This is a genomic window from Pantoea sp. SGAir0175 (assembly GCF_043547855.1).
Genome location: NZ_CP028082.1, coordinates 229,640 through 252,224, shown reverse-complemented (window position 1 = coordinate 252,224; position 22,585 = coordinate 229,640). Strand labels below are relative to the sequence as shown.

18 protein-coding genes and 2 pseudogenes are annotated in these 22,585 nt (G+C 54.0%); 12 read left to right on the top strand and 8 right to left on the bottom strand.

The window, feature by feature from the left end:
* Positions 1-9 precede the first annotated feature (9 nt).
* Positions 10-1,119 carry a maltose/maltodextrin ABC transporter ATP-binding protein MalK gene (malK, locus tag C1N56_RS20480; protein ID WP_394517678.1) on the bottom strand — a complete coding sequence of 370 codons (1,110 nt, stop codon included), beginning with the start codon at positions 1,117-1,119 and terminating at the stop codon, positions 10-12.
* A gap of 361 nt (positions 1,120-1,480) precedes the next feature.
* On the opposite strand from malK, the gene malE reads away from it, so the two are divergent.
* From malE to malG, 3 genes are read left to right on the top strand one after another with little or no spacing between them, the layout of a single operon-like run.
* Positions 1,481-2,671: a maltose/maltodextrin ABC transporter substrate-binding protein MalE gene (gene malE, locus C1N56_RS20475; RefSeq protein WP_031280090.1), complete on the top strand. Its 1,191-nt coding sequence runs from the start codon at positions 1,481-1,483 to the stop codon at positions 2,669-2,671.
* 58 nt (positions 2,672-2,729) lie between these two features.
* On the top strand, positions 2,730-4,262 hold the full coding sequence (malF, locus tag C1N56_RS20470; RefSeq protein ID WP_394517677.1) for a maltose ABC transporter permease MalF: 1,533 nt from the start codon (positions 2,730-2,732) through the stop codon (positions 4,260-4,262).
* A gap of 9 nt (positions 4,263-4,271) precedes the next feature.
* On the top strand, positions 4,272-5,162 hold the full coding sequence (malG, locus tag C1N56_RS20465) for a maltose ABC transporter permease MalG (RefSeq protein WP_058759158.1): 891 nt from the start codon (positions 4,272-4,274) through the stop codon (positions 5,160-5,162).
* Positions 5,163-5,296: 134 nt separating this feature from the next.
* Here malG and C1N56_RS20460 read toward each other — a convergent pair whose 3' ends face one another.
* From C1N56_RS20460 to C1N56_RS20445, 4 genes are all read right to left on the bottom strand, one after another.
* Positions 5,297-7,354, bottom strand: a complete 2,058-nt coding sequence (locus C1N56_RS20460; protein ID WP_394517725.1) for a pyrroloquinoline quinone-dependent dehydrogenase — start codon at positions 7,352-7,354, stop codon at positions 5,297-5,299.
* Positions 7,355-7,385: 31 nt separating this feature from the next.
* Complete coding sequence (locus C1N56_RS20455; RefSeq protein WP_104187319.1) at positions 7,386-7,769, bottom strand: hypothetical protein; 384 nt, start codon at positions 7,767-7,769, stop codon at positions 7,386-7,388.
* A 349-nt stretch (positions 7,770-8,118) separates the two neighbouring features.
* Positions 8,119-9,147, bottom strand: a complete 1,029-nt coding sequence (locus C1N56_RS20450; RefSeq protein WP_021509410.1) for a methionine synthase — start codon at positions 9,145-9,147, stop codon at positions 8,119-8,121.
* Between the two features lie 27 nt (positions 9,148-9,174).
* Positions 9,175-10,158 (bottom strand): DUF1852 domain-containing protein, encoded by a 984-nt coding sequence (locus tag C1N56_RS20445; RefSeq protein ID WP_021509409.1) that lies wholly within the window; start codon positions 10,156-10,158, stop codon positions 9,175-9,177.
* A 576-nt stretch (positions 10,159-10,734) separates the two neighbouring features.
* Between C1N56_RS20445 and C1N56_RS20440 the strand changes: the two genes are divergently transcribed.
* Entirely contained in the window at positions 10,735-11,775 is a 1,041-nt protein-coding gene (locus tag C1N56_RS20440; RefSeq protein WP_394517676.1) for a tyrosine-type recombinase/integrase, read from the top strand.
* 154 nt (positions 11,776-11,929) lie between these two features.
* On the opposite strand, the pseudogene C1N56_RS20435 reads toward C1N56_RS20440, so the two are convergent.
* Positions 11,930-12,229, bottom strand: a pseudogene (locus C1N56_RS20435) (Tn3 family transposase); the annotation flags it as partial.
* Between C1N56_RS20435 and C1N56_RS20430 the strand changes: the two are divergent.
* The 6 genes and pseudogenes from C1N56_RS20430 to C1N56_RS20405 all read left to right on the top strand — a co-directional run.
* A pseudogene (locus tag C1N56_RS20430) lies at positions 12,227-12,559 on the top strand (recombinase family protein); the annotation flags it as partial. The pseudogenes C1N56_RS20435 and C1N56_RS20430 sit on opposite strands and share 3 nt — an antisense overlap.
* A 460-nt stretch (positions 12,560-13,019) precedes the next feature.
* On the top strand, positions 13,020-13,769 hold the full coding sequence (locus C1N56_RS20425) for a hypothetical protein (protein WP_394517675.1): 750 nt from the start codon (positions 13,020-13,022) through the stop codon (positions 13,767-13,769).
* Between the two features lie 11 nt (positions 13,770-13,780).
* A complete protein-coding gene (locus C1N56_RS20420) occupies positions 13,781-14,035 on the top strand; it encodes a hypothetical protein (RefSeq protein WP_141097320.1) in 255 nt (84 codons plus the stop codon).
* A gap of 81 nt (positions 14,036-14,116) precedes the next feature.
* Complete coding sequence (locus tag C1N56_RS20415) at positions 14,117-15,403, top strand: HlyD family secretion protein (protein WP_211727149.1); 1,287 nt, start codon at positions 14,117-14,119, stop codon at positions 15,401-15,403.
* Complete coding sequence (locus C1N56_RS20410) at positions 15,393-17,507, top strand: peptidase domain-containing ABC transporter (protein ID WP_394517674.1); 2,115 nt, start codon at positions 15,393-15,395, stop codon at positions 17,505-17,507. Before C1N56_RS20415 ends, C1N56_RS20410 begins: the two co-directional genes overlap by 11 nt.
* A 12-nt stretch (positions 17,508-17,519) precedes the next feature.
* The gene (locus C1N56_RS20405) at positions 17,520-17,705 is read left to right on the top strand and encodes a hypothetical protein (protein ID WP_088516916.1); all 186 of its coding nucleotides are present in this window, start codon (positions 17,520-17,522) and stop codon (positions 17,703-17,705) included.
* A gap of 439 nt (positions 17,706-18,144) precedes the next feature.
* Here the strand turns inward: C1N56_RS20405 and C1N56_RS20400 are convergent, their stop codons facing one another.
* Complete coding sequence (locus tag C1N56_RS20400; protein WP_394517673.1) at positions 18,145-18,816, bottom strand: FAD-dependent monooxygenase; 672 nt, start codon at positions 18,814-18,816, stop codon at positions 18,145-18,147.
* A 92-nt stretch (positions 18,817-18,908) separates the two neighbouring features.
* Between C1N56_RS20400 and C1N56_RS20395 the strand changes: the two genes are divergently transcribed.
* The gene (locus C1N56_RS20395; protein WP_394517672.1) at positions 18,909-19,487 is read left to right on the top strand and encodes a TetR family transcriptional regulator; all 579 of its coding nucleotides are present in this window, start codon (positions 18,909-18,911) and stop codon (positions 19,485-19,487) included.
* A gap of 425 nt (positions 19,488-19,912) precedes the next feature.
* Positions 19,913-21,607, top strand: coding sequence for a thiamine pyrophosphate-binding protein (locus C1N56_RS20390; protein ID WP_394517671.1), 1,695 nt, complete (start codon positions 19,913-19,915; stop codon positions 21,605-21,607).
* Here the strand turns inward: C1N56_RS20390 and C1N56_RS20385 are convergent.
* On the bottom strand, positions 21,597-22,517 hold the full coding sequence (locus C1N56_RS20385; RefSeq protein WP_104093280.1) for a LysR family transcriptional regulator: 921 nt from the start codon (positions 22,515-22,517) through the stop codon (positions 21,597-21,599). The two genes, C1N56_RS20390 and C1N56_RS20385, sit on opposite strands and share 11 nt — an antisense overlap.
* Positions 22,518-22,585: the final 68 nt, after the last annotated feature.

The following is a 22,585-nucleotide window of genomic DNA, read 5'->3' as shown; positions in this document are numbered from 1 at the left end:
TTTGCAGGGCTAAACACCGGGTTCCTGATGCAGCCTGCGGCAGGCGCTCCCGTCCTCGCGGAACAGGTGACAACGCTCCGGCGGCAGGCCAATACCCATCAGGGCGCCCTCTTCTACCAGCACCACGTCCTCCTGGCGATACACCAGGTTCTGACGAATGGCGGGGATCTGGATATGGATTTGCGTCTCGTGGCCGAGCTGCTCAACCACCTGCACTTCGCCCTCCAGCGTGACATCGGCGATGTCGCTGGAGAGCAGATGTTCCGGACGAATACCCAGCGACATGTTGCTGCCGACCTGGACGCCGGCGCTCTCCACCGGCAGCCATACAAGCTGATCGTTGGGCAAACGCACCTGCACCTGATCGATGGCGGTGGCGGTCACTTTGACGGGCAGAAAATTCATGCGCGGCGAGCCGATAAAGCCGGCAACGAAGCGGTTAGCGGGATAGTGATAGAGTTCGAGCGGCTTACCGACTTGGGCGATGCGACCGGCGTCCAGAACCACGATCTTGTCGGCCAGCGTCATCGCTTCGATTTGATCGTGCGTAACGTAAATCATGGTGCGCTTCAGGCGCTTATGCAGGCGTGAGATTTCAATGCGCATCTGTACGCGCAGCGCGGCATCAAGATTGGACAATGGCTCGTCGAGCAGAAACACACGCGGTTCGGCCACCAGCGTGCGCCCGATGGCCACGCGCTGCCGCTGTCCGCCCGATAGCGCTTTGGGTCGCCGTTCCAGCAGGTGCGCCAGCTGTAACACCTCCGCCACCTGATTGACGCGCTGCTGGATCTCAGCACGCTTTACGCCGGCCAGCTTCAGGCCAAACGACATGTTTTCGGCCACTGAAAGGTGGGGATAAAGGGCGTAAGACTGAAACACCATGCCGATACCGCGCTCAGCGGGCGGAACATCGTTCATACGCAGACCGCCAATCAACAGATCGCCGCGGGTGATGGTTTCCAGACCGGCGATCATGCGCAGCAGCGTTGATTTGCCGCAGCCGGAGGGACCGACGAACACCACAAATTCCCCTTCGCCGATCTCCAGATTGATGTCTTTTGATACCTCGGTATCGCCCCAGGCCTTGGTGACATGGTGTAACGCAACGCTCGCCATGATGCTTTCCTCTTCGCAGGCTCATGCTTGCCTGCAGCACCGCAGGCAGACTCCGGCGACCACTATGGGCAGGGGCAGACGGCGCAACATCCTCCACCGTGCAGGTTTTTACTGGGGGATGAGGCGGGAGGAGGAGAACGCGCACGCCAGTCGCGCCGCCGCGACGTTCACGGCAATTTTGTGAGCTGTCACGCAGAGCTGACGCGTCAATAGTGTGCGCCAGCGCGTATTAAGGCGCGGTTTTGCAAGCGCGATCACGGCTTAGTGCCGTTGGGCGTAGAGCGCAGGAGGATGAGGAAACGCCATAACGCCGCACAATGATGCCACTGATGATTTCCGCTTCCGCTAACAGGATGGAGTTATGACAATGAAAACCGGCGCACGCGTTCTGGCCCTTTCCGCCCTTACGGCCGTACTGTTTTCGGCTTCGGCCGTGGCCAAAATTGAAGAAGGTAAACTGGTCATCTGGATCAACGGTGATAAGGGCTATAACGGCCTCGCCGAGGTAGGCAAAAAATTCGAGCAGGACACCGGTATCAGCGTGACGGTCGAACACCCGGACAAAATGGAAGAGAAATACCCGCAGGTCGCCGCGACCGGGGACGGTCCGGACATCATCTTCTGGGCGCACGATCGCTTTGGCGGCTATGCCCAGTCAGGGCTGCTGGCCGAAGTCACGCCGGATCAAAACTTCCAGCAAAAACTGTTTCCGTTTACCTGGGATGCAGTGCGCTTCAACGGCAAGTTGATTGGCTATCCGGTTTCTGTGGAGTCGCTGTCGCTGATTTATAACAAAGATCTGCTGCCCACCCCGCCAAAAAGCTGGGAAGAGATGGCGGCGCTGGATAAGCAGCTGCGCGCCAAAGGCAAGAGCGCCATCATGTTTAACCTGCAGGAACCCTATTTCACCTGGCCGCTGCTGGCCGCCGGTGGCGCCTATGCTTTCAAAAAGACCGATAGCGGCTATGACGTGAAAGATACCGGCGTCGACAACGCCGGCGCGAAAGCAGGCATGCAGTTCCTCGTCGATCAGGTGAAAGCCAAAATCCTTAATGCCGATACTGACTATTCGATTGCCGAAGCGGCCTTCAATAAAGGCCAAACCGCGATGACCATTAACGGTCCGTGGGCGTGGAGCAATATCGACAAAAGCGGCATCAACTACGGCGTCACGCTGTTGCCGACGCTGAACGGCAAGCCGACCAAAACTTTTGTCGGCGTACTGAGCGCGGGCATCAACGCGGCCAGTCCCAATAAGGAACTGGCCAAAGAGTTTCTGGAAAATTACCTGCTGACCGACGCCGGTCTCAACGCGGTTAACAAGGATAAGCCGCTGGGCGCGGTCACCCTGAAGTCATTCCAGCAAACGCTGGAGAAAGACGCGCGCATCGCCGCCACCATGAGCAATGCGCGTAATGGCGACATCATGCCTAACATCCCGCAGATGGCTGCCTTCTGGTATGCGATGCGCACCGCGACGCTGAATGCGCTGAGTGGTCGTCAAAACGTCGATGCGGCGCTGAAGGATGCGCAGGCGCGTCTCAATAAGTAATGCTGTTACGGAGCCGACGGCTGTCGGCTCGCCACTGGCTGTTAAGGAACACCGTATCATGTCAGGAATACCGCAAAAGAGACGGCACAGCCTGGTGCTGCGCAGCCTGCTGGTCGGGATCGGCTGTCTGCTGGTCGGCTACCTTCTGGTGCTGATGTATGCTCAGGGTGAATACCTGTTTGCGCTGGTCACGCTGGTAGTCAGCGCCGCAGGCCTGTGGATTTACACCAACCGGCGCGCCTATGCCTGGCGCTATGTGTATCCGGGACTGGCCGGCATGGCGCTATTCGTCCTGTTTCCACTGGCCTGTACCGTCGCCATTGCCTTCACCAACTACAGCAGCACCAATCAGCTCAGTGAGGCGCGCGCGCAGCAGGTGCTGCTGAGTCGCCAGTATCAGGCCGGGGACGCGATGAACTTCGCGCTCTATTCGCAGGGCGATCGCTGGCAGCTGGCGCTCAGCACAGGCGAAAACAGCTTTCTGTCTGCGCCGTTTACGCTGGGTGGTGAACAGCAGCTCAGCCTCACGCCAGCCGCGCTGCCCGCCACCGCGCGCGCCAGCTTAAAAACCATCACCCAAAACCGTCAGGCGCTGAGTCAGTTAACTGCCCGGCTGCCGGACGGTCGCGAGCTGGTGATGAGTTCGCTGCGCCAGTTTTCCGGCACGCGGCCGCTGTATGTGCTGGACGCAGCGGGACAGCTGAGAAATCAGCAAAACGGCGTCCGCTATCAGGCCAACCGAGACACGGGGTTCTATCAGCAGATCAATGCCGATGGCAGCTGGGCCAGCGAACAGCTCAGCCCCGGCTTTACCGTTGGCGCGGGCTGGAAAAACTTTGCCCGCGTGTTCACCGACGAAGGCATTCAGAAACCGTTCCTGGCGATATTTGGCTGGACGCTGCTGTTTTCGCTGTTGACCGTGCTGTTGACGGTCGCGGTGGGCATGGTGCTGGCGTGTCTGGTGCAGTGGGAAGCGCTGCGGGGCAAGGCCATCTATCGCGTGATGCTGATTCTTCCCTACGCGGTACCGGCATTCATTTCGATACTGATTTTCAAGGGGCTGTTTAACCAGAGTTTTGGCGAAATCAACGTCATGCTCAATGCGCTGTTTGGCTTCAAGCCAGCGTGGTTCAGCGATCCGACGCTGGCGCGCGCCATGCTGGTGATCGTCAATACCTGGCTGGGTTATCCCTACATGATGATCCTGTGCATGGGCTTGCTCAAGGCGATCCCGGACGATCTCTATGAGGCGTCCGCGATGGATGGTGCCGGGCCGCTGCAGAATTTCTTTTTGATTACGCTGCCGCTGATGCTCAAACCGCTATTGCCGCTGATGATCGCCAGCTTTGCTTTTAACTTCAATAACTTCGTGCTGGTGCAGCTGCTGACCAATGGTGGCCCCGATCGACTCGGCACCACTACGCCGGCGGGCTACACCGATCTGCTGGTCAACTACACCTGGCGTATCGCCTTTGAGGGCGGCGGCGGTCAGGACTTCGGCCTGGCGGCAGCCATCGCCACGCTGATCTTCCTGCTGGTGGGTGCGCTGGCAGTGATTAACCTGAAAGCGCTACGCATGAAGTTTGATTAAGGAGGCGTTATGGCCATGGTACAACCTAAATCGCAGAAGCTGCGTCTGCTGCTGACGCATCTGCTGCTGCTGCTGTTTATCGCGGCAATTCTGTTCCCGCTGCTGATGGTGATTGCCATCTCGTTGCGCAGCGGCAATTTCGCCACCGGCAGTCTGATCCCGGAACAGATTTCCTGGGAACACTGGCGGCTGGCGCTCGGGTTCAGCGTTACCCATGCCGATGGTCGCGTGACGCCGCCGCCCTTCCCGGTGCTGCTGTGGCTGTGGAATTCAGTGAAGATCGCCGCCATCAGCGCGCTGGGGATTGTGGCGCTCTCGACCACCTGCGCCTACGCGTTTGCCCGCATGCGCTTCGCCGGTCGCGCCAGTTTGCTAAAGGGCATGCTGATTTTTCAGATGTTCCCGGCGGTGCTGTCGCTGGTGGCGCTTTATGCGCTGTTTGACCGGCTGGGGCAATATCTGCCGTTTCTCGGCCTCAATACCCACGGCGGCGTAATTTTCGCCTATCTGGGCGGTATCGCACTGCACGTCTGGACCATTAAGGGCTATTTCGAAACCATCGATGGTTCGCTGGAGGAAGCGGCGGCGCTGGATGGTGCCACGCCTTGGCAGGCGTTTCGTCTGGTATTGCTGCCGCTTTCGGTGCCAATCCTCGCGGTGGTGTTTATCCTGGCGTTTATCGCTGCGGTCACCGAAGTACCGGTCGCCTCGCTGCTGCTGCGCGACGTCAACAGCTATACCCTCGCGGTCGGGATGCAGCAGTATCTTAATCCGCAGAACTATCTGTGGGGCGATTTCGCCGCGGCGGCCGTGCTGTCCGCCATTCCCATCACGCTGGTGTTTTTACTGGCGCAGCGCTGGCTGGTGAGCGGGCTGACGGCGGGCGGTGTAAAAGGTTAAAGATTCATCAGTACCACTGCTTCCTCAACGGCAACCACCTGTTGAGGTTTTGGCGGCCAATGGCCGCCGTTTTTATTGCAGGCATAAAAAAAGTGGAGCACCGTGGCCCCACTTTGTTGGTTTACTGCGCTGGGTTATTCCGGCAGTGCGTAAACCACCACCTGATCGCCCACCTGATCCTTCAGGATGGTGTTACCACCGGCGACAAAGGCAACATACTGCCGGCCTTTGTATTCATACACCGAGGGGTTGGCAACCGCGGGCGCTTCGACCTGATCGGACCACAGCTCTTCGCCGCTATCCAGTGAATAGGCGCGTACTTTGGCATCCATTGAGGCACCGATAAAGATCACGCCGCCGGCGGTGACTGCCGGACCGCCAATGGTTGGCGAGCCCCAGCTTTCCGGCATGAAGAAGCCGTACTGCTGCGACGCGCCGACCGGACGACGCCATTTCACATCACCGGTGTGCATATCCAGCGCCACGATCTCGCCAAACGGCGGCTGCCAGCACGGCATGCCGAGCCAGTTATTCGCCACCATCAGGCGCAGGCCGTAAGGCGCACCTTCCTGCGGGGCGAAACCACTCTCGTTACCCGAGCCGTTATCGGCCTTGTCGTAATCGGCGCGGCTGTACAGCTTCACGTATTGCACGATGTGTGAGGTGTTCACAATGGCGATCTGTTTTTGCGGATCGAACGCCACGCCGCCCCATTGCACGCCGCCCGCGCTGTCCGGATAGGTCAGTGCGCCTTCGCCTTGGGTGGTTGGTGGTGTGTACATGCCGTCATAGCTCAGCTTGTCCCACAGGCGTGAGCACTGACCAGCGCCAACAATATCGGCCAGCTTCCAGATCGCCGGTTTTTTGGATTGGTCCAGCAGCGGTGCCGGTTTGGTCGGGAATGGCTGGGTTGGCGACAGTTTCTCGCCCTGCACTGAACCATCGCCCTGCGGCACCGGACGCTCCTCAATCGGCCAGACATCTTCACCGGTCAGGCGATTGACCACAAACAGGAAGCCCTGCTTGGTGGCCTGAATCAGCGCCGGAATCTGCTTGCCGTTCACGGTAATGTCCATCAGCGTCGGTGCTGAGTTAATGTCGTAATCCCACACATCATGATGCACCCACTGTCGCGACCACACTACTTTGCCGGTATTCACATCCAGCGCGGTCGTGGAGGTGCCGAGCGGAATTGGATCGACGCGGTTGCCGCCCCAGTAGTTTGGCGAAGGTGATGACACCGGCAGATAAACCAGGCCATGCGCTTCATCGGCCGACATGTGGGTCCAGACGTTAGCCGTGCCGGTGCGCGGGCGAATGCTGGCCGGGATGGCGTCAAAGGTCCATTCGCGTGCCCCGGTCTGCGCGTTGATTGAAAACACCGTGCCCGGCGGCGCTTCTGCGTAAGCCCAGTCTTTGCCCGCCCAGCCAACGATCAGGTGTTCACCCACCACCGTCGGCGGCTGGAGCAGAGACAGCGGGAATTTAGCGTTAACCGTATTCCACTGGTTGACGTTGAGCACACCTTTATCTGCAAAGTTTTCGCACAGCTTGCCGGAATCGGCATCCAGTGCGTACAGCTTGCCGTCAACGGTGCCCATATAAACGATTTTCTGGCAGGCCTGACCCGCCTGCGGATTTTTGGCCTGCCAGTAAGAGACGCCACGATTTTTCAGTACCGGCTGGGTCAGCGCCTGACGTGGCGATTTAGTATCGTAGTGCCACTTCTCCTTGCCGGTGCCCGGATCCAGCGCAATCAGCCGATCAAATGGCGTACCGATGTACAGCGTATCGTTGGCAAAAATTGGCGTGGCGGACCAGACGGTCGCTGGCGTGTCGCCCTTGCCATCCGAAACGTCACCGGTGTGAAACTCCCAGATTTTTTTCAGCTTGCTGACGTTGTCAGCGGTGATTTGTTTCAGCGGGCTGTATTTCTGCGCGTTGAGCTGGCCGTGAAAACTGTCCCACGTCGCCGTGGAGGGCACCAGCGGCGTGGCCGGCTGGCTGGCGGAGGCCACTTTCTCGCCGTCGCGCTTGCCGCTGGAGACATCATCGGTGGCGTGCGTGGTGCCGGGCGCCTGCTGATCGGCCGCATCCACGTTGAGTTTCTCCTGCGTACCCATCGACGCCTCAGCGGCTTTATCTTCGGCGCGTAGCGTGGCAGGTGCCATCAGCAGCGCCAGGGCGGTCATGCCGACTTTGAGCAGCGGAATGTATTTTTCATTATGCACGGTTAGCTCCTTGTGCAGTGGCGTGGCGAACGCGATGCGCCGGGTTGCGCGCCAGCATAATCAGACCCATCAGCCCGATGACCATTGCCAGTGTAATGATCCCCTGATGCAGCAGCGCGGCAGCAAAACCGATCGCGCATAACAGCAGCAGCGTAATGACTATCAGGAAAATACGACCGGTACGGCCGGTTGCCGCGCGCAGCAGGAAGGTCAGCAGCGCCAGCACGACGCTGGCAATAGCGACGCCCAGCGCGCCAATGGTGCCGGTGACACCGGTGAGTGGCGTGAGCCAGGCATACAGCGCGACGGCAAAGCCGATGAGTGCCGCCAGCAGCAGCAGTAAACTGCCCAAACGGGAGGATTGAGATTGCAACATACCAGGAAGTCCCTTGAGGATGAAAGCACGGAAAACAGCGTGTACTGATGAGTCAATGCGGCTGTTGTTCACACAGGCTGGTTGAATTAACGTCAGCGCAGCGTGAAAAGCAGCGGCATATATCACTTCGCGTTGCTGAGTATAGACGATGATATTCAGGCTGCCCGCCGGATTAGAGGCAGAGAATGAATCCGGTATAAATGGGGGATTTATGACCGTCGCCGCCGGGTGTTTTACAGGATTATTTAGCGAGGCCAGCGAGTCAGGCAGGGAAGTTAATTACAAACGCTCAGTCCACAGGGTATTTAAACCCTGCGGACTGAGTCAGAGACAAATAAGGCGTTACGCGTTAGCCCTGCAGTTCTTTCCGCACAATTTCTGCGCCGGCACTTAATGCCTGCAGCTTGCCGTAAGCCACATGACGCGACAGTGGCGTCATGCCACAGTTGGTGCTTGGATAAAGCTTATCGGCATCCACAAACTGCAGCGCTTTACGCAGCGTGGCAGCCACTTCTTCCGGTGTTTCGATGGTGTTGGTGGCGACATCAATCGCGCCAACCATGACTTTTTTACCACGAATCAGTTCAATCAAATCCATCGGAACGCGTGAGTTCTGACACTCCAGCGAAACGATATCGATACCGGAACTCTGCAGTTTAGGGAAGATCTCCTCATACTGGCGCCACTCGGTACCCAGCGTTTTCTTCCAGTCGGTGTTGGCTTTGATGCCGTAGCCGTAGCAAATATGCACCGCGGTCTCACATTTAAGCCCTTCGATGGCGCGTTCTAAGGCGGCAATGCCCCAGTCATTCACCTCGTCGAAAAAGACGTTAAAGGCGGGTTCGTCAAACTGAATAATATCAACGCCAGCGGCTTCTAATTCGCGCGCTTCCTGGTTGAGAATTTTAGCGAATTCCCAGGCCAGCTTCTCACGGCTTTTATAGTGATCGTCATACAGCGTGTCGATCATGGTCATCGGGCCAGGCAACGCCCATTTAATTGGACGCTGCGTCAGCTGACGCAGGTATTTGGCATCATCAACAAAGACCGGTTTCTGCCGGCTCACTTCGCCCACCACGCCGGGTACGCTGGCATCATAGCGATTACGGATGCGCACCGTTTTACGGTTTTCAAAGTCAACGCCGTTAAGGTGTTCGATAAAGGTGGTGACGAAGTGCTGGCGCGTTTGCTCGCCGTCGCTGACGATATCAATACCGGCCTGCTGCTGGTCGTCCAGACATAAACGCAGCGCATCCTGTTTGCCCTGAATCAGCTCATCGCCCTGCAATTTCCACGGCGACCATAATGTTTCCGGCTGCGCCAGCCAGGAGGGTTTCGGTAAGCTGCCAGCCGTTGACGTCGGTAATAATGTTTTCATTAATCAATAACCTTATTTATTCGTTAATCAAAGAGCGAAATGATCAGACCACTGTTTCAGAATGCTGTGGTAAGGCTTAATAAACTGCTCTTCGGTAAATTTACCCTGCTCAATCGCCAGGCGGGTACGCTCTTCGCGATCGTAAACAATTTTGGTCAGCGAGTGATCCTGATGATACAGGTCTGGCTGATATTCAATGCCCGCCGGTGAGTTCGCATTGTAAATCTCCGGGCGGTAAATCTTCTGGAAGGTTTCCATGGTACTGATGGTGCTGATCAACTCCAGGTTACTGTAATCACTGAGCAAATCACCGGCGAAGTAGAAGGCGAACGGCGCCACGCTGTTGGCCGGCATGAAATAGCGCGCTCTGAGTCCCATTTTGGCAAAATAGAGATCGGTCAATGAAGATTCATTTTGCTGATACTCAATGCCCAGCACCGGATGCTGATTACCGGTACGACGGTAAATATTTTTGCTGGAGACGCTGAGGCAAATGACCGGCGCTTTGCGGAAGTTGGCTTTATACGTCTCTGAGTTGACAAAATGGCGGAAAATATTGCCGTGCAGCACGCCGAAGTCATCCGGAATACTGAAACCGGAACGGCCTTTATTATGCTCGGACAGCAAAACGCTGAAATCATAATCACGCACGTATGAAGAGAAGTTGTTGCCGGTGATCCCTTCAATGCGCTCACTGGTTTTTTTATCAACGATGTTGGTCTTCAGGATCTCAATCGCCGGAAAGCTTTTGCCCTCGCCGCCTGCACCCAGATTCATTTCCACGGAAATGATATCCAGCTCAACCGCATAACGATCGCCTTTCGGGTTATCCCAGTTCGCCAGCGAATTGAAACGGTTGTTCATCATGATCAACGCGTTGCGCAGATTCTCTTCGCGATTGCTGCCGCGCGCCAGGTTGGCAAAATTGGTGGTAATGCGCGTATCTTTGGAGGGATTGTAATTCTCATCGAAGCGCGTGCTTTTTATACTAAAGGTAAAATCATTTTTCATCGCGAGCGGGCATCCTGATTTCTGCTTGCAACCTGACGCTGTTCTCTCCTTTACCGGAGTTCTCAAAACGTTTACAGGTTTGCAAATTCAGCAGTGGTCATATTGTCGAAAATATTTAACATGACCTTAGTTATGCCAGAGTCCCTGCGTGAGGAAAAGTGATTAAATTTCAAAGCAAGATGAGCTAACTTCATGTTGCCTGCACCAGGCTCGCGCTGAAGTAAAGTAGGCCGCGCTTGCGCAAAAAACCTGCAAAATCAGGCGCTAATCTGCGCTATCACACTGTCGATCCTTAGCCTGACAGCTGGCGGGGCGTTTGTCAGGTGAAAAAACTTCACCATCAGCCTTTTCCATCCCCCTTTAGCGCTGTCCATCCAGATTTTCAGCGGTTAGAATGGCTGACTTCATATAATTGGCATTATATGAAGTCAGAATCCGCAGGATCATCACCTTTGGTTAACATGATGCAGTGTGTCTGCGCCACGCCGTGCATAAAAAACCGGCACCGCTACGTTAAATCTGGCGGGTGATGACCCTGCAACATGCACAGAATTCACGTAGCGACGTCATAAATTAATGAGTAAAACGGATACCCTGCCCGGGATTACCGTCAGCCCGGCCCTGATGCACAGTGCTGATGAGGATATTGCTGAACGCCTGAGAGAATTTGTCAGTGATAAAGAGGCATTTTCTGATAACACGTGGCGACAGTTGCTGAGCGTTATGCGGATCGGCAGCCGCTGGGCGACGGAACATGGCCGGCAATTTTTTCCGATGGATCCTGCCGATCTGCGTGATTACCTGCTGTGGCTTCAGGCATCGGGACGCGCCTCTTCGACCATCGCGACTCATGCTGCATTAATCTCCATGTTACACCGTAACGCCGGTCTGGTGCCGCCCAATGTTTCGCCTCTGGTGTTCCGCGCGGTGAAAAAAATCAATCGTAGCGCGGTGATAGCCGGTGAACGTGCAGGCCAGGCCATCCCCTTTCGCATTCGGGATTTACTCACGCTGGATCAACGCTGGGCGGGTTCCGATCGCCTGCAGCAGCAGCGCGATCTGGCGTTTTTGCATGTGGCCTACGCCACGCTGTTACGCATTAGTGAGCTGAGCCGCCTGCGGGTGCGTGACATTTCGCGCGCAGCTGATGGCCGTATCATTCTCGATGTCGCCTGGACCAAAACCATTGTGATGACCGGGGGACTGATTAAGGCACTCGGCGATCTCTCATCACAACGGCTGACCGAATGGCTGGTGGTATCCGGGCTCATCGCTGAACCCGACGCGTTCATTTTTGGCCCGGTGCACCGCGCCAACCAGGCGCAGATTGTCTGCGATAAACCGCTCTCGACCCGCGCGCTGGAGGATATTTTCGTCCGTGCGTGGCGTGAAGCGGGACCGGGCACCGGCGAGCAACCCAATAAGAATCGCTATCGCGGCTGGTCGGGACATAGCACCCGGGTCGGTGCCGCCATCGACATGGCCAGCAATAAGTACAGCACCGCGCAGATCATGCAGGAAGGCACCTGGAAGAAGCCGGAAACGGTGATGCGCTACATTCGCCACGTTGATGCGCATGCCGGGGCGATGATCGACCTGATGCAACAACATCTGTGAATTAATATCAGTAAGCCCTGGCGCTGGGAAATGCTGGCAGTGTGCTAAGTGGTGCTATCAGGTGCGCTCCTGACACCGGGACTGTAAGCCTGGACTGAAAGTGGTTATGAACGCAGTTATTGGGGGCTGACGCTCGGTGGAACGAAAACTCACGTTAAGCAATGTTTTCTTCCTCTGACGCCTCTTTTAATGGCCGCAGATGTCCTTTTGTCACCAGTTCTGCCTGTATGAAGGAATAATGGCCGAGCATATTGATATGCCCGTTGCAAAGCGGTGAGATGCGTGCGATATCTTCATCATTCAGCATTTCCCCCTGTGCCCGGAGATGATCCAGGGCTGCCTGCATATAAATAGTATTCCCTAACACGACGGCGTTAGTGACCAGTCCCAGTGCGCCCAGTTGATCTTCCTGGCCGTCGGTATATCGATTTCTTATCTCACCTTTCTGACCGTGATCCAGTTGATAAGAGAGTTCGACGCCCGGGGTGTATCCATTCGGTTTATTGACGATGGTATCAGTACCGATGGGGAAATGGGTAAAATGGTTATCACTATTCTTTCAGCTGTAACCCTGGCCGAGCGCAAGAGAATCCTTGAGCGTACAATTGAAGGGAGGCAATAGGCGAAGCTAAAAGGTATTAAATTCGGCCGCAAGCGCACTGTAGACAGGCATGCCGTTATGGAACTTCATCAGAGAGGTATGGGTGCAACTAATATCTCTCATCAGCTCAGTATTGCACGCTCTATAGTCTATAAAATTCTCGAAGATCAAAAGCGCTTATGATGCTTTCTGTTTATCATTAAAATGATTGGTTTAAAAACATCAAACTCGTCTTTAAGGCATTGAGTCATCGAAAAATGAAAATTTAAACAAGGTAATTAGTCTATAGATTTGAAAAACTTAATAATTTATAAGAAGAAACTTATCCCCGGTGACGAACGGGCTAAAACAGCACAATCCTCAGGCACTCCTTAACCGTTACATGTCCGACCAGATATGACCATCACCATTTTCGATGATTGAATTTAAAATTTTAATCTCAAAAAATCGCCAAAACTCCCCTTTCTCCTTCAAAAAAATTGTACAAGAGAAATATTTAGTTACATATATTTACTAAAAACAAGTTTAGGTTGGCATTACATTACATAAGACAAGAGCGTTCCTCTTATCGCTTTTGATGTATGTTCAGGGGTTACGAAACTGGGCTCTGAATTATTCAGGGGTGTAAACGGAGTTAAAAGTAATGAAACATGGACAGTTGAGAGCTTTTTTTAGAAGTGGTTCTTTCGTAATTACTTCATTAGCTATGTTTTTTTTAATATTTAATTCTTCGTCATGTGTGGCGTATGAGGAGATAGACCTCCCCGATGCCAGCGTTCTTTCTGATCCCCCCGATATCTATATTAAGGGGAGCGTTATTTATTATAATGGAAAAATCACAGGCACATCTTATTCTGAATTCCTAAGGCTTGCTAGAAATTCCCCAATCAATACGATATCTATAAATAGCATTGGCGGTGATACCAGGAACGCTTTAGCGATAGGTGATTATATATATAAAAATGGAATCAGTGTCGATGTGCGCAGCGTTTGCGCCTCTGCCTGTGCTAACTATATTTTTCCAGCCGGAAAGAAAAAACATCTGGGTAACGATTCGTACCTTCTATGGCATGGTGGTATCAACGGCCCTGAGAGAGAAATTGCAATATCTGGAAACATAACAAAGAGTGATTTTTTCTCGCTTAGGGAAATTAAAGAGTTACAAAAAGATGATATTGAGTTTTACAGAAAAATTGGTGTGAACAATAAGCTATCTTTTTGTCCTCAGTTAAAATCTGATTATAGATATAAGTTCCCGGAGAAATGGTTTTCATACACTCCGGCAGACATGAAAAAGTTTGGCATAACAAACATACACTATGCCAATTCATCTTCTCAATGGGTTGTTTCAATGAGAAAAAAGCACGTTATATTCGCAAACTACTGTAATTAGGAGAAATAATAATGCGTGAACTTTCTTTAAATGAAATGAATGTAGTCGCAGGTGGGTTTTCAATTGGCAGCTGTTCTATTGGTGGTTCTTTTTCCACGTCTAAAGATGGACATGGCGGCTCAACTACCTCGGCTAGCTTTCACGCGGGCTGTGGTTTAAACGCACCGGATACCGGGTCCTCTGCATCCGGGAATAATAAAGGGAACAGTGGTAAATCCAGCAACAAGGGGAAAAGTGGTCAGATGGGTGGTGGTAAAAACCGCTGATTACAGAGAATCTGCTCTCCAGGCGGCCATTATGGCCGCCTTATTATGACAACTACTGGCTTTTATTTCTTCAGGATACTCATGGACTCCCTCTATCGTGCTGCGGCGCTCAGTCACCGGTCACGACTCTGGAATGGTCGGGCATTGCTGGCCCGCGGCCTTCCCCCTTGGGTGCATCTTGCCCTCACCGCGCTCTTTTTTATCGTGCTTGCACTGTTTCTCTGCATCGGCAGCTATACCCGTCGGGTGACCGTTAGCGGGGAACTGGCCTCCCTGCCCGGCCCAGTCCGGGTCACCGCCCCCGGGCAGGGGTTTATTATCAGCCGTCTGGTCAGTGCAGGTGACAAGGTAAAAAAAGGGCAGCCTCTTTATGAAATTGACGTCAGCCATACGACGCGATCCGGCGTGGTCAGCCTTAAGCAGCGGCAGAATACGCAGGCTCAGATAAAAAGCGTTGAGAGCATCATTAATCACCTGCGTGAAAACAAACGCGTCACGCTGGAAACCCTGGAGCAACAGAAAGCCAGTTATGCGGCGGCGCTGTCGCACTCGGCTGACGTACTGAACCAGGCCGAAGAGGGGCTGAAGGAAATGAAGCAGAATATGGACAGCTATCGCCGCTATCAGCGCGCGGGCCTCATCAACCGGGACCAGCTCTCCCAGCAGGCCGCTCTTTACTATCAGCAGCAGAACGACCTGCTGACGCTGAGCGGTCAGCGTGAACAGAATGCTCTGCAGGTGCTGGCTCTGACGGGCGACATCCGCACGCGCGCCGCTGATTTTGATAACGATATTTTCCGCATGGAGATGCAGCGCAGCGACCTGGTTCGCCAGGAGACCCTGGACGACGCGGCGGGAACGCTGGTCGTGACTTCGCCGGTGGACGGGCGGGTAGATATCGCCGGCCTGACATCTGGACAGTCGGTCAGCGTCGGCGACGCCCTGGCACAGGTTATTCCTTTCGCAACTCCCCGCTGGGAACTGGTCATGTGGGTGCCGGACAGCGCCGTGCCATTCATTAAGGCAGGCTCACCGGTCAACATACGGTATAACGCTTTTCCGGCAGAAAAGTTTGGTCAGTTTCCCGGACGGATCACGCAGATATCTTCAGCCCCGGCGACCCTACATGAAAGGGCATCCTGGTCCGGCGCGCCTGCCGTAAACGCCAGCACATCCGAGACCTGGTACCGACTGACCGTCACGCCTGATGTGACGCACTTTGTCTGGCAGGGACACCGCCTCCGGCCCGGAAACGGGCTGCGCGCGGAATGCACGCTGTTTCTAGAGAAACGAAAACTGTGGCAGTGGGTACTTGCGCCACTCTATGACATGCGGGACAGCACGCAGGAGGCGGTGAGTGAACAGTAACGGACCTGAAGGGCTATTACGCCGTCTCAATTTCTCACTGTACCGGCGTGTCCCCCTGATTCTACAGACTGAAGCTGCCGAATGCGGGCTGGCCTGTATCGCGATGGTGGCAGGCTGGCACGGCCATCACGCAGATTTGTTTGCCCTGCGCAGCCGGGGTGGCATCTCGTCTCGCGGCGCCACGCTGAGCACTCTGTACACCATTGCCGGGGAGGTGGGACTGGCGGGCCGGGCTTTATCACTTGAGCTTGATGAGCTTTCGGACCTGAGGCTGCCCTGTATTCTGCACTGGAGCTTCAGCCATTTTGTGGTGCTGGTCAGCCTCAGTGGCGACCGGGCCGTGATCCACGATCCGGCCCGTGGACGGCTAAGCGTCAGCAGGAAAACGCTGTCGGAAAACTTTACCGGCGCGGCGCTGGAGCTCTGGCCCGGCCGCGGCTTCTGCCGGAAAAAAAAACTGCCCCGCGTCAGGCCTGCCGAACTGATGAGCGGTATACGCGGCTTCGGCACTGCCCTGGTCAAAATCTTCTGTTTGTCCGCGATGATCGAAAGCATCAGTCTGCTGTTGCCCGTGGGTACGCAGATTGCCCTGGATCACGTGGTTCCCGCCTCCGACCGGGGGCTGCTTGAGCTGGTCTGCCTGTCTCTGGGAGCACTTATCCTGCTTCAGACCGGACTTAACCTTATCCGTGCGTGGACGGTGATGGTGACGGACACGCTCACCGACGTCCAGTGGAAGGAAGGCCTGCTCCGGCATCTTCTGGGACTTCCTCTTCCGTGGTTTGCCCAGCGTCGCACAGGCGACATCCAGTCACGTTTCGGCTCGCTGGATGTGCTGCGCGACACTTTTGTCCACGATGTCACCGGCTGCGTCATTGACGGCATCATGCTCCTCGGGTCTTGCGTGCTGCTGGCAGGCTACGGAGGCCCGCTTCTGTGGGGTGTGGTTACGTGCTTTGTGTTGATCGCCATAACAATGCGGGTGGTTGCCTTTCCTCGCTACCGCCAGCTGACGGAGGAGCAACTGATAAAAAACGCGGCGGCCGGATCTCACTTTACCGAATCGCTGTGGGGTATCGCCACGCTACGCGCGCAGGATCTGACATCGCAGCGCCGCCGGAACTGGCTGACACTTGAGGTAGACGCCGCAAACGCTGCCGTCAGCCGTCGGCGCTTTGACATTCTTTTCAGTACGGTCAGCGGTCTGATGAACGCGCTGGACAACGTGGTTATCCTCTGGCTTGGCATTGGGGCCGTAATGACTCATCAGCTCTCACTCGGGACGTTTGTGGCCTTCGGGGTATTTCGTGAAATTTTCACCTCCCGGGCACTGTCGCTGACTGACATGTTCCTGCGTCTCGGCATGCTCTCCCTGCACGGAGAACGTATTGCAGACATCGCCCACACTGAGTCCGAGCCGGCCGCCCCCGCTGCAGACCTGTACCCTGCGGGTGTCGCCATCGCGCTGGAGGCAAAAGGACTCATGTTTCGTCATGATGCACAGTCACCGGCCATTTTCAGGGGGCTCAATATCACGGTGGCTGCCGGAGAAAGCGTGGCCATCACCGGCCCATCAGGGTGCGGAAAAACCACACTCATGAAAGTGCTGAGCGGCCTTATCCCGCCGGGTGAAGGCTGCGTGCTGGCCGGAGGACGGGATATCCACTCCGCAGGCGTGAACAACTACCGCCGCGCCGTGGCCTGCATACTGCAGGAGGACCGTCTGTTTGCCGGGTCATTACGCGAAAACATGACCGGTTTCAGCGAATCACCTGACGAGGCGTGGCTTCATACCTGCGCCCGCCTTGGCCATATCCATGACGATATCATGGCCCTGCCGATGGGCTATGACACCCTGACAGGCGAGCTGGGCGAGGGGCTCTCGGGCGGCCAGCGTCAGCGCATTTTCATCGTTCGCGCACTCTATCGCCGTCCCGCCATTCTTTTCATGGACGAGGCAACCAGCCATCTGGACGAACATAACGAGGCGCTGATAAACGAGGCCATACGCGGCCTGAGCATCACGCGGGTTATTATCGCTCACCGTTCATCCACAATTGCCTCGGCCGACCGGACAATTCACCTCGGCAGCATGCCGGAATAAAGGAGTATGCCCATGCGCGACACGCAAATTATCACGCTTATGCTGATTGTGATCCTGACCTTTATCCCCGTCAGTTGTTTCACTGGTGCCACCCTGCTGGCCCTGCGTCAGCGTAAAGGGTGGGGCTGGCTGATTGTGGCGGGCGTCCTGACGACTGTCGCCGTGGTGGACGCCGCCATCAGCAGCCTTGTGTTATAGAAATAACCGACGGAAAGGCAACGGGAAGTCGTGGTCAAACGCATTAGGCCATAAGCTTCGCCAGCTTGCCTTCGACGCTGCCTCATAGTTCATATTTAGGCCCCTTAATTGCTTTTCTGATGGGGCTGATGACCAACTCCGTAGTGCTGTGGAACACAGTTTATATACTGGCTGCACTGGATCAGCGTCGGGCATAAGGCGAAACGCTTAATAACAACGAGAATGGCAAAAATCGGTCAGTGGCCCTGGCGTTGACATGATGAATCTATCGCACGGTTTCCCCGCTTTATTGTGGATAATTAATATGCTGGGTCATCATTCCTTTATGCAGGCAATATGAGTAAAAAAGGCCATTTAATGCTACTAAAAGGGGCAATCGAGGAAGACAATATTGCTTAACGTGAGTTTTCGTTCGACTGAGCGTCAGCCCCCTCATTACTCACTTCACAATGGCTGAAGGTTTTTTCTTTAACATCACTGTAAGCTCCGCTTCAAAAAAAATATTCAGGTAATATCGGTTGGCCTCAATCCCTCTCCGTTCTATACCCAATGCTCTTCTGACACTGCTTCTGGCTCCATCTGCAGCGAAAAGCCAGCTGGCAGAGATGACATGCAATACACCATGGGAATCTTTGGCTATGGCAGTAACATTATTCTGATTTTCTGTTATTTCTATCAATTCCCAGCCGAAACGGAGATTTTGCTGCCGGGCCAATAAAGCCTCATATAATATCGGTTCAATCAGCGTTTGTGGGCATGCCGTCAATTTACAGGGTGACGGATCTGCTTCCGAATGTAATCGCTTAACATCCGCTTCGACAAGCGGGGTTGATTCAAGCATTGAAACTCCGCGCCTTGCTCCGCCAAATTTGCCCCGCTTCCACGCAGATACTGACACTTTTACTATTGCATCCTGAAGGCCCACACTACGAAACAACTCCATCGTCCTTGCAGAAAAGCCTCTTGCTCGCGGTAACGCTGACAGTGATGAGCCTTTTTCTATCAGGATAAATGGGACATTGTTTTGGTGCAGAAACAAGGCTGCAGAGAGGCCCACGATACCACCTCCCACGATCAAAACTACTGTATCATTACCACCTTCAACTGACATAAAATCCCCTTGGTTTCAATTTTTGCCTAACCACTTAATGAAGAACTTATCAGTGATAAATTGCAACTTATCACTGATAAGTTGAGAGGTCTATGAAAAAAAATCTAAGCGCTGCTGTTATCGTGACTGAAGGCTTGAAGTTACTGGATGAGGCTGGGATAGAAGGCGTCAGTACGAGAAAAATTGCCAGGAGACTGGGTGTAGAGCAACCCGCTTTGTACTGGCATTTCAAAAATAAGGAGATGTTGCTACAGGCTATGGCCGTTGAAGCTATGCAGTCACACAGGGATTTTCCGTTGCCTGATGAAGATGAAAATCTAAAAAAATGGTTTATAAACAACATGAAATCATTTCGTCAGGCCCTGCTTTGTTATCGTGACGGTGCACGTCTGCATGCTTATCATGTACCTGGTGACGACACGGGTAGACTCGAGCAAAAATTGGGCGTTCTGATGCGCCAGGGCATTGCTGAGCAGGATGCGACGCTCGCCTTGATGACTGCGTCAAAATTTACCGTCGGTTTTGTCCTTGAAGAACAGCAGGAGAGCTCGCTACCTCAGTTAAATAAAAACAGTCCTTTCTTCATAACAGATAAAGATTATATGTACGAATGTGGGCTGGAAATGATAACAAGAAATTTATTCATGCACGGCCAGAATAACTCTGTGTAGGCTGGGATTTTTGTGCGTTAATTCGTTCCTGTTTCACAGGAAGGGTAATGCACAAATGGGCTTAATCTCGTCATCATTTGTAGTCTGCCTGGTTTTATGATTTCAGCATCATTTGGTTTAACAATTCGTTCACGAACCCAAAGACATGCCGTTGCGCAACAGAACGCTAAAGAATAACGATTTGCCTGGTTTACCCGTGGGCGGCCTGCTCAACTGCCCTGCCACCTAAAGGTGCTGTTTAATGACGCGGTACCTTTGCCAGTTCCCTGACATAGTACCGCGCCGCCTGCTTCATCTCACTGCCATACCTTTTAGGGTATCAAACAGGCTAATCTTAGTATTGGAATCAACGCTCACCCTGCTTCTAAGATAAATTCAGCCCGGAAACTGGCGGATTATTAATCGATAGTCAGAGGTGAACAACGATGAATAAACCCATTGCAAAATTAAACGACACCCCGGTACGCCGCGGTGGTGATGTCCTGCTGGAAGTGTTAGAGAGCGAAGGCGTTGAGTATGTGTTCGGTAACCCAGGTACGACTGAATTACCGTTCATGGACGCCCTTCTCCGAAATCCCAACATCAACTATGTGCTTGCCTTGCAGGAAGCCAGTGCGGTTGCGATGGCCGATGGTTACGCGCAGGCCGCCGGTAAGCCCGGTTTTCTCAATCTGCACACGGCCGGCGGTCTGGGACACGGCATGGGCAATCTGCATAATGCGGTTTGCTCGCAAACGCCATTAGTGGTGACGGCTGGCCAGCAGGATTTACGCCACAGCATCACCGATCCCCTGCTGTTGGGGGATTTAGTGAGTATGGGTAAGATTTTTTCCAAATGGTCGAAGGAAGTCACCAGCGTTGACCAGCTGCCAATCCTGGTTCGCCGTGCTTTTCATGATGCGGACGCTGCGCCTAAAGGCCCGGTTTTTCTCTCTTTACCGATGGATGTGATGGAAGCCATGAGCGCCGTCGACATCGGCGCGCCGTCTAACGTTGATCGTAAAGCGGTCGCAGGTTCACTGCCGCTGTTAGCCAAAAAATTAGCCGCCTTTACCCCCGGCAAGGTCGCGATTATTGCCGGCGATGAGATTCATCAAAGCGGCGCGGCTGCGGAAGTTGTCGCACTGGCTGAGTTGCTGGCCGCTGACGTTTATGGCTCAACCTGGCCGAATCGGATTCCGTATCCCACCGCGCATCCTCTGTGGCGAGGCAATCTCTCTACTCAGGCGACGGATATTGCCAAAGCGCTTGATCAATACGATGCAATCTTTGCGCTCGGCGGTAAATCGCTCATCACCATCCTCTACACCGAGGGGCGTGCCGTGCCGGAGCATTGTAAAGTGTTCCAGCTCTCAGCCGATGCAGGCGATTTGGGACGAACTTATCGTAGCGAGCTCTCAACTCTCGGCGATATTAAATTATCGCTGGCGGTGCTGCTACCTGTGCTGAAAGAGGCTACCGCGCATAATCGCCCGGATTATCAGCGTCGTTTCGCGGCTGCTGCAGCACAGTTCGAACAAACTAAAGAGAACTTATTACAGTCGGTACAAGAGCAGCAGTCCGCCACGAAGATCACGCCATTGATCGCCGCATTTGAGGCCGCGCGCGCTATTGGTCCGGATATAACAATTGTTGACGAGGCCATTGCGACCTCACAATCGCTGCGTAGATCGCTGTCGAGTAACAGAGCAGATCAATATGCTTTTATGCGCGGTGGCGGTCTGGGCTGGGGAATGCCCGCTGCAGTGGGATATTCCCTCGGACTGGGCAAAGCCCCTGTTGTCTGTTTTGTGGGGGATGGTGCGGCAATGTATTCGCCTCAGTCGCTGTGGACCGCCGCCCATGAGCAATTGCCGGTAACCTTTATTGTGATGAACAATACTGAATATAATGTTCTTAAGAACTTTATGCGGTCTAAAGAAGATTATACCTCGGCGCAAACCAATCGCTTTATCGCCATGGATTTGGTAGATCCTGTGATTGATTATCAGGCACTTGGCACCGCGCTGGGGCTGAAAACGCGTAAGATTGAGGTGGCTTCACAGATCGCTGCGGCTGTCGAGGAGGCTATCGCCAGCGGTAAACCCAGCCTGATCGAAATCGTGATTGCTAAGAACTGATGCGGGTATCCGATGCCGTGCTTAACTCCTCTGCGAGAGCACGGCATTGGTTAATAAAGTGTTCCAGCGCTGGATTTTTATTATTAGAAGACCACATCAGGATATTTTCGATGGTATTTGCGTCCGCAATTCTCCGATAATTAATGCCTCTTATCTGCGCCGTCGCCATACTTGCCGGGATGATGGCCACCCCTAATCCATGAGCGACGAAATTAACGATGGTTTGCTGGACCGAAACCTCAACGCCAATATGTGGACTAAAACCGGCTTTCAGGCACTGATTAAAAATCCTGTCATAAAGCAGCGGCGACATAGGGCGAGGCACGATGATAAACGGGTCATTGGCCAACGTTTCCAGGGCGAAATTTTCGACATTAGCCTGGGGATGATCCGCAGGAAGCGCGACAATTAACGGTTCACGCAATAACACCAGCGAGTTAATCGCGGAGCTGGTGACTTCCGAAAAGCTGATCGCAACGTCCAGCCGCCCATCCTCCAGCGCAGCGTTTAACCCGGTCGGGATCATTTCCTGAAATTGCAGATCAATACTGGGATAATTCATTCTGTGTTTCATGACCAGTTGCGGCACCACACTGTACGATGCGTACATGGTTGCGCCCAGCTTAATCAATCCCATTTGCCCTTCTGAAACAGCCTGCACATTACTACACGCCTGCTGCATCATTCTTAATACGGCGTAAGCATCTTTCAGGAATTGCTCGCCGGCAAAGGTAAGTTTCATGCCTTTGGCATTACGGGTAAACAGTTTCGCACCCACATCACGTTCGAGCTGGGCTATTTGTCTGCTTAGCGGTGGCTGCGAAATATTCAGCTTGTCTGCTGCCCGGCCTATATTTCCCACTTCTGCCACGGTACAAAAACTCATTAGCTGATTCAGTGTTGGCTTCATGACTGCGCTTCTCACGCATAATCTGACAATAGATACGTCAGTGAATCACAATTTAGCCGATATGGCAT

Coding starts and splice junctions, on each gene's coding strand:
- malK (WP_394517678.1), bottom strand. CDS start 1,119: ATGGCGAGCGTTGCGTTACACCATGTCACCAAGGCCTGGGGCGATACC.
- malE (WP_031280090.1), top strand. CDS start 1,481: ATGACAATGAAAACCGGCGCACGCGTTCTGGCCCTTTCCGCCCTTACG.
- malF (WP_394517677.1), top strand. CDS start 2,730: ATGTCAGGAATACCGCAAAAGAGACGGCACAGCCTGGTGCTGCGCAGC.
- malG (WP_058759158.1), top strand. CDS start 4,272: ATGGCCATGGTACAACCTAAATCGCAGAAGCTGCGTCTGCTGCTGACG.
- C1N56_RS20460 (WP_394517725.1), bottom strand. CDS start 7,354: ATGACCGCCCTGGCGCTGCTGATGGCACCTGCCACGCTACGCGCCGAA.
- C1N56_RS20455 (WP_104187319.1), bottom strand. CDS start 7,769: ATGTTGCAATCTCAATCCTCCCGTTTGGGCAGTTTACTGCTGCTGCTG.
- C1N56_RS20450 (WP_021509410.1), bottom strand. CDS start 9,147: ATGAAAACATTATTACCGACGTCAACGGCTGGCAGCTTACCGAAACCC.
- C1N56_RS20445 (WP_021509409.1), bottom strand. CDS start 10,158: ATGAAAAATGATTTTACCTTTAGTATAAAAAGCACGCGCTTCGATGAG.
- C1N56_RS20440 (WP_394517676.1), top strand. CDS start 10,735: ATGAGTAAAACGGATACCCTGCCCGGGATTACCGTCAGCCCGGCCCTG.
- C1N56_RS20425 (WP_394517675.1), top strand. CDS start 13,020: ATGAAACATGGACAGTTGAGAGCTTTTTTTAGAAGTGGTTCTTTCGTA.
- C1N56_RS20420 (WP_141097320.1), top strand. CDS start 13,781: ATGCGTGAACTTTCTTTAAATGAAATGAATGTAGTCGCAGGTGGGTTT.
- C1N56_RS20415 (WP_211727149.1), top strand. CDS start 14,117: ATGGACTCCCTCTATCGTGCTGCGGCGCTCAGTCACCGGTCACGACTC.
- C1N56_RS20405 (WP_088516916.1), top strand. CDS start 17,520: ATGCGCGACACGCAAATTATCACGCTTATGCTGATTGTGATCCTGACC.
- C1N56_RS20400 (WP_394517673.1), bottom strand. CDS start 18,816: ATGTCAGTTGAAGGTGGTAATGATACAGTAGTTTTGATCGTGGGAGGT.
- C1N56_RS20395 (WP_394517672.1), top strand. CDS start 18,909: ATGAAAAAAAATCTAAGCGCTGCTGTTATCGTGACTGAAGGCTTGAAG.
- C1N56_RS20390 (WP_394517671.1), top strand. CDS start 19,913: ATGAATAAACCCATTGCAAAATTAAACGACACCCCGGTACGCCGCGGT.
- C1N56_RS20385 (WP_104093280.1), bottom strand. CDS start 22,517: ATGAAGCCAACACTGAATCAGCTAATGAGTTTTTGTACCGTGGCAGAA.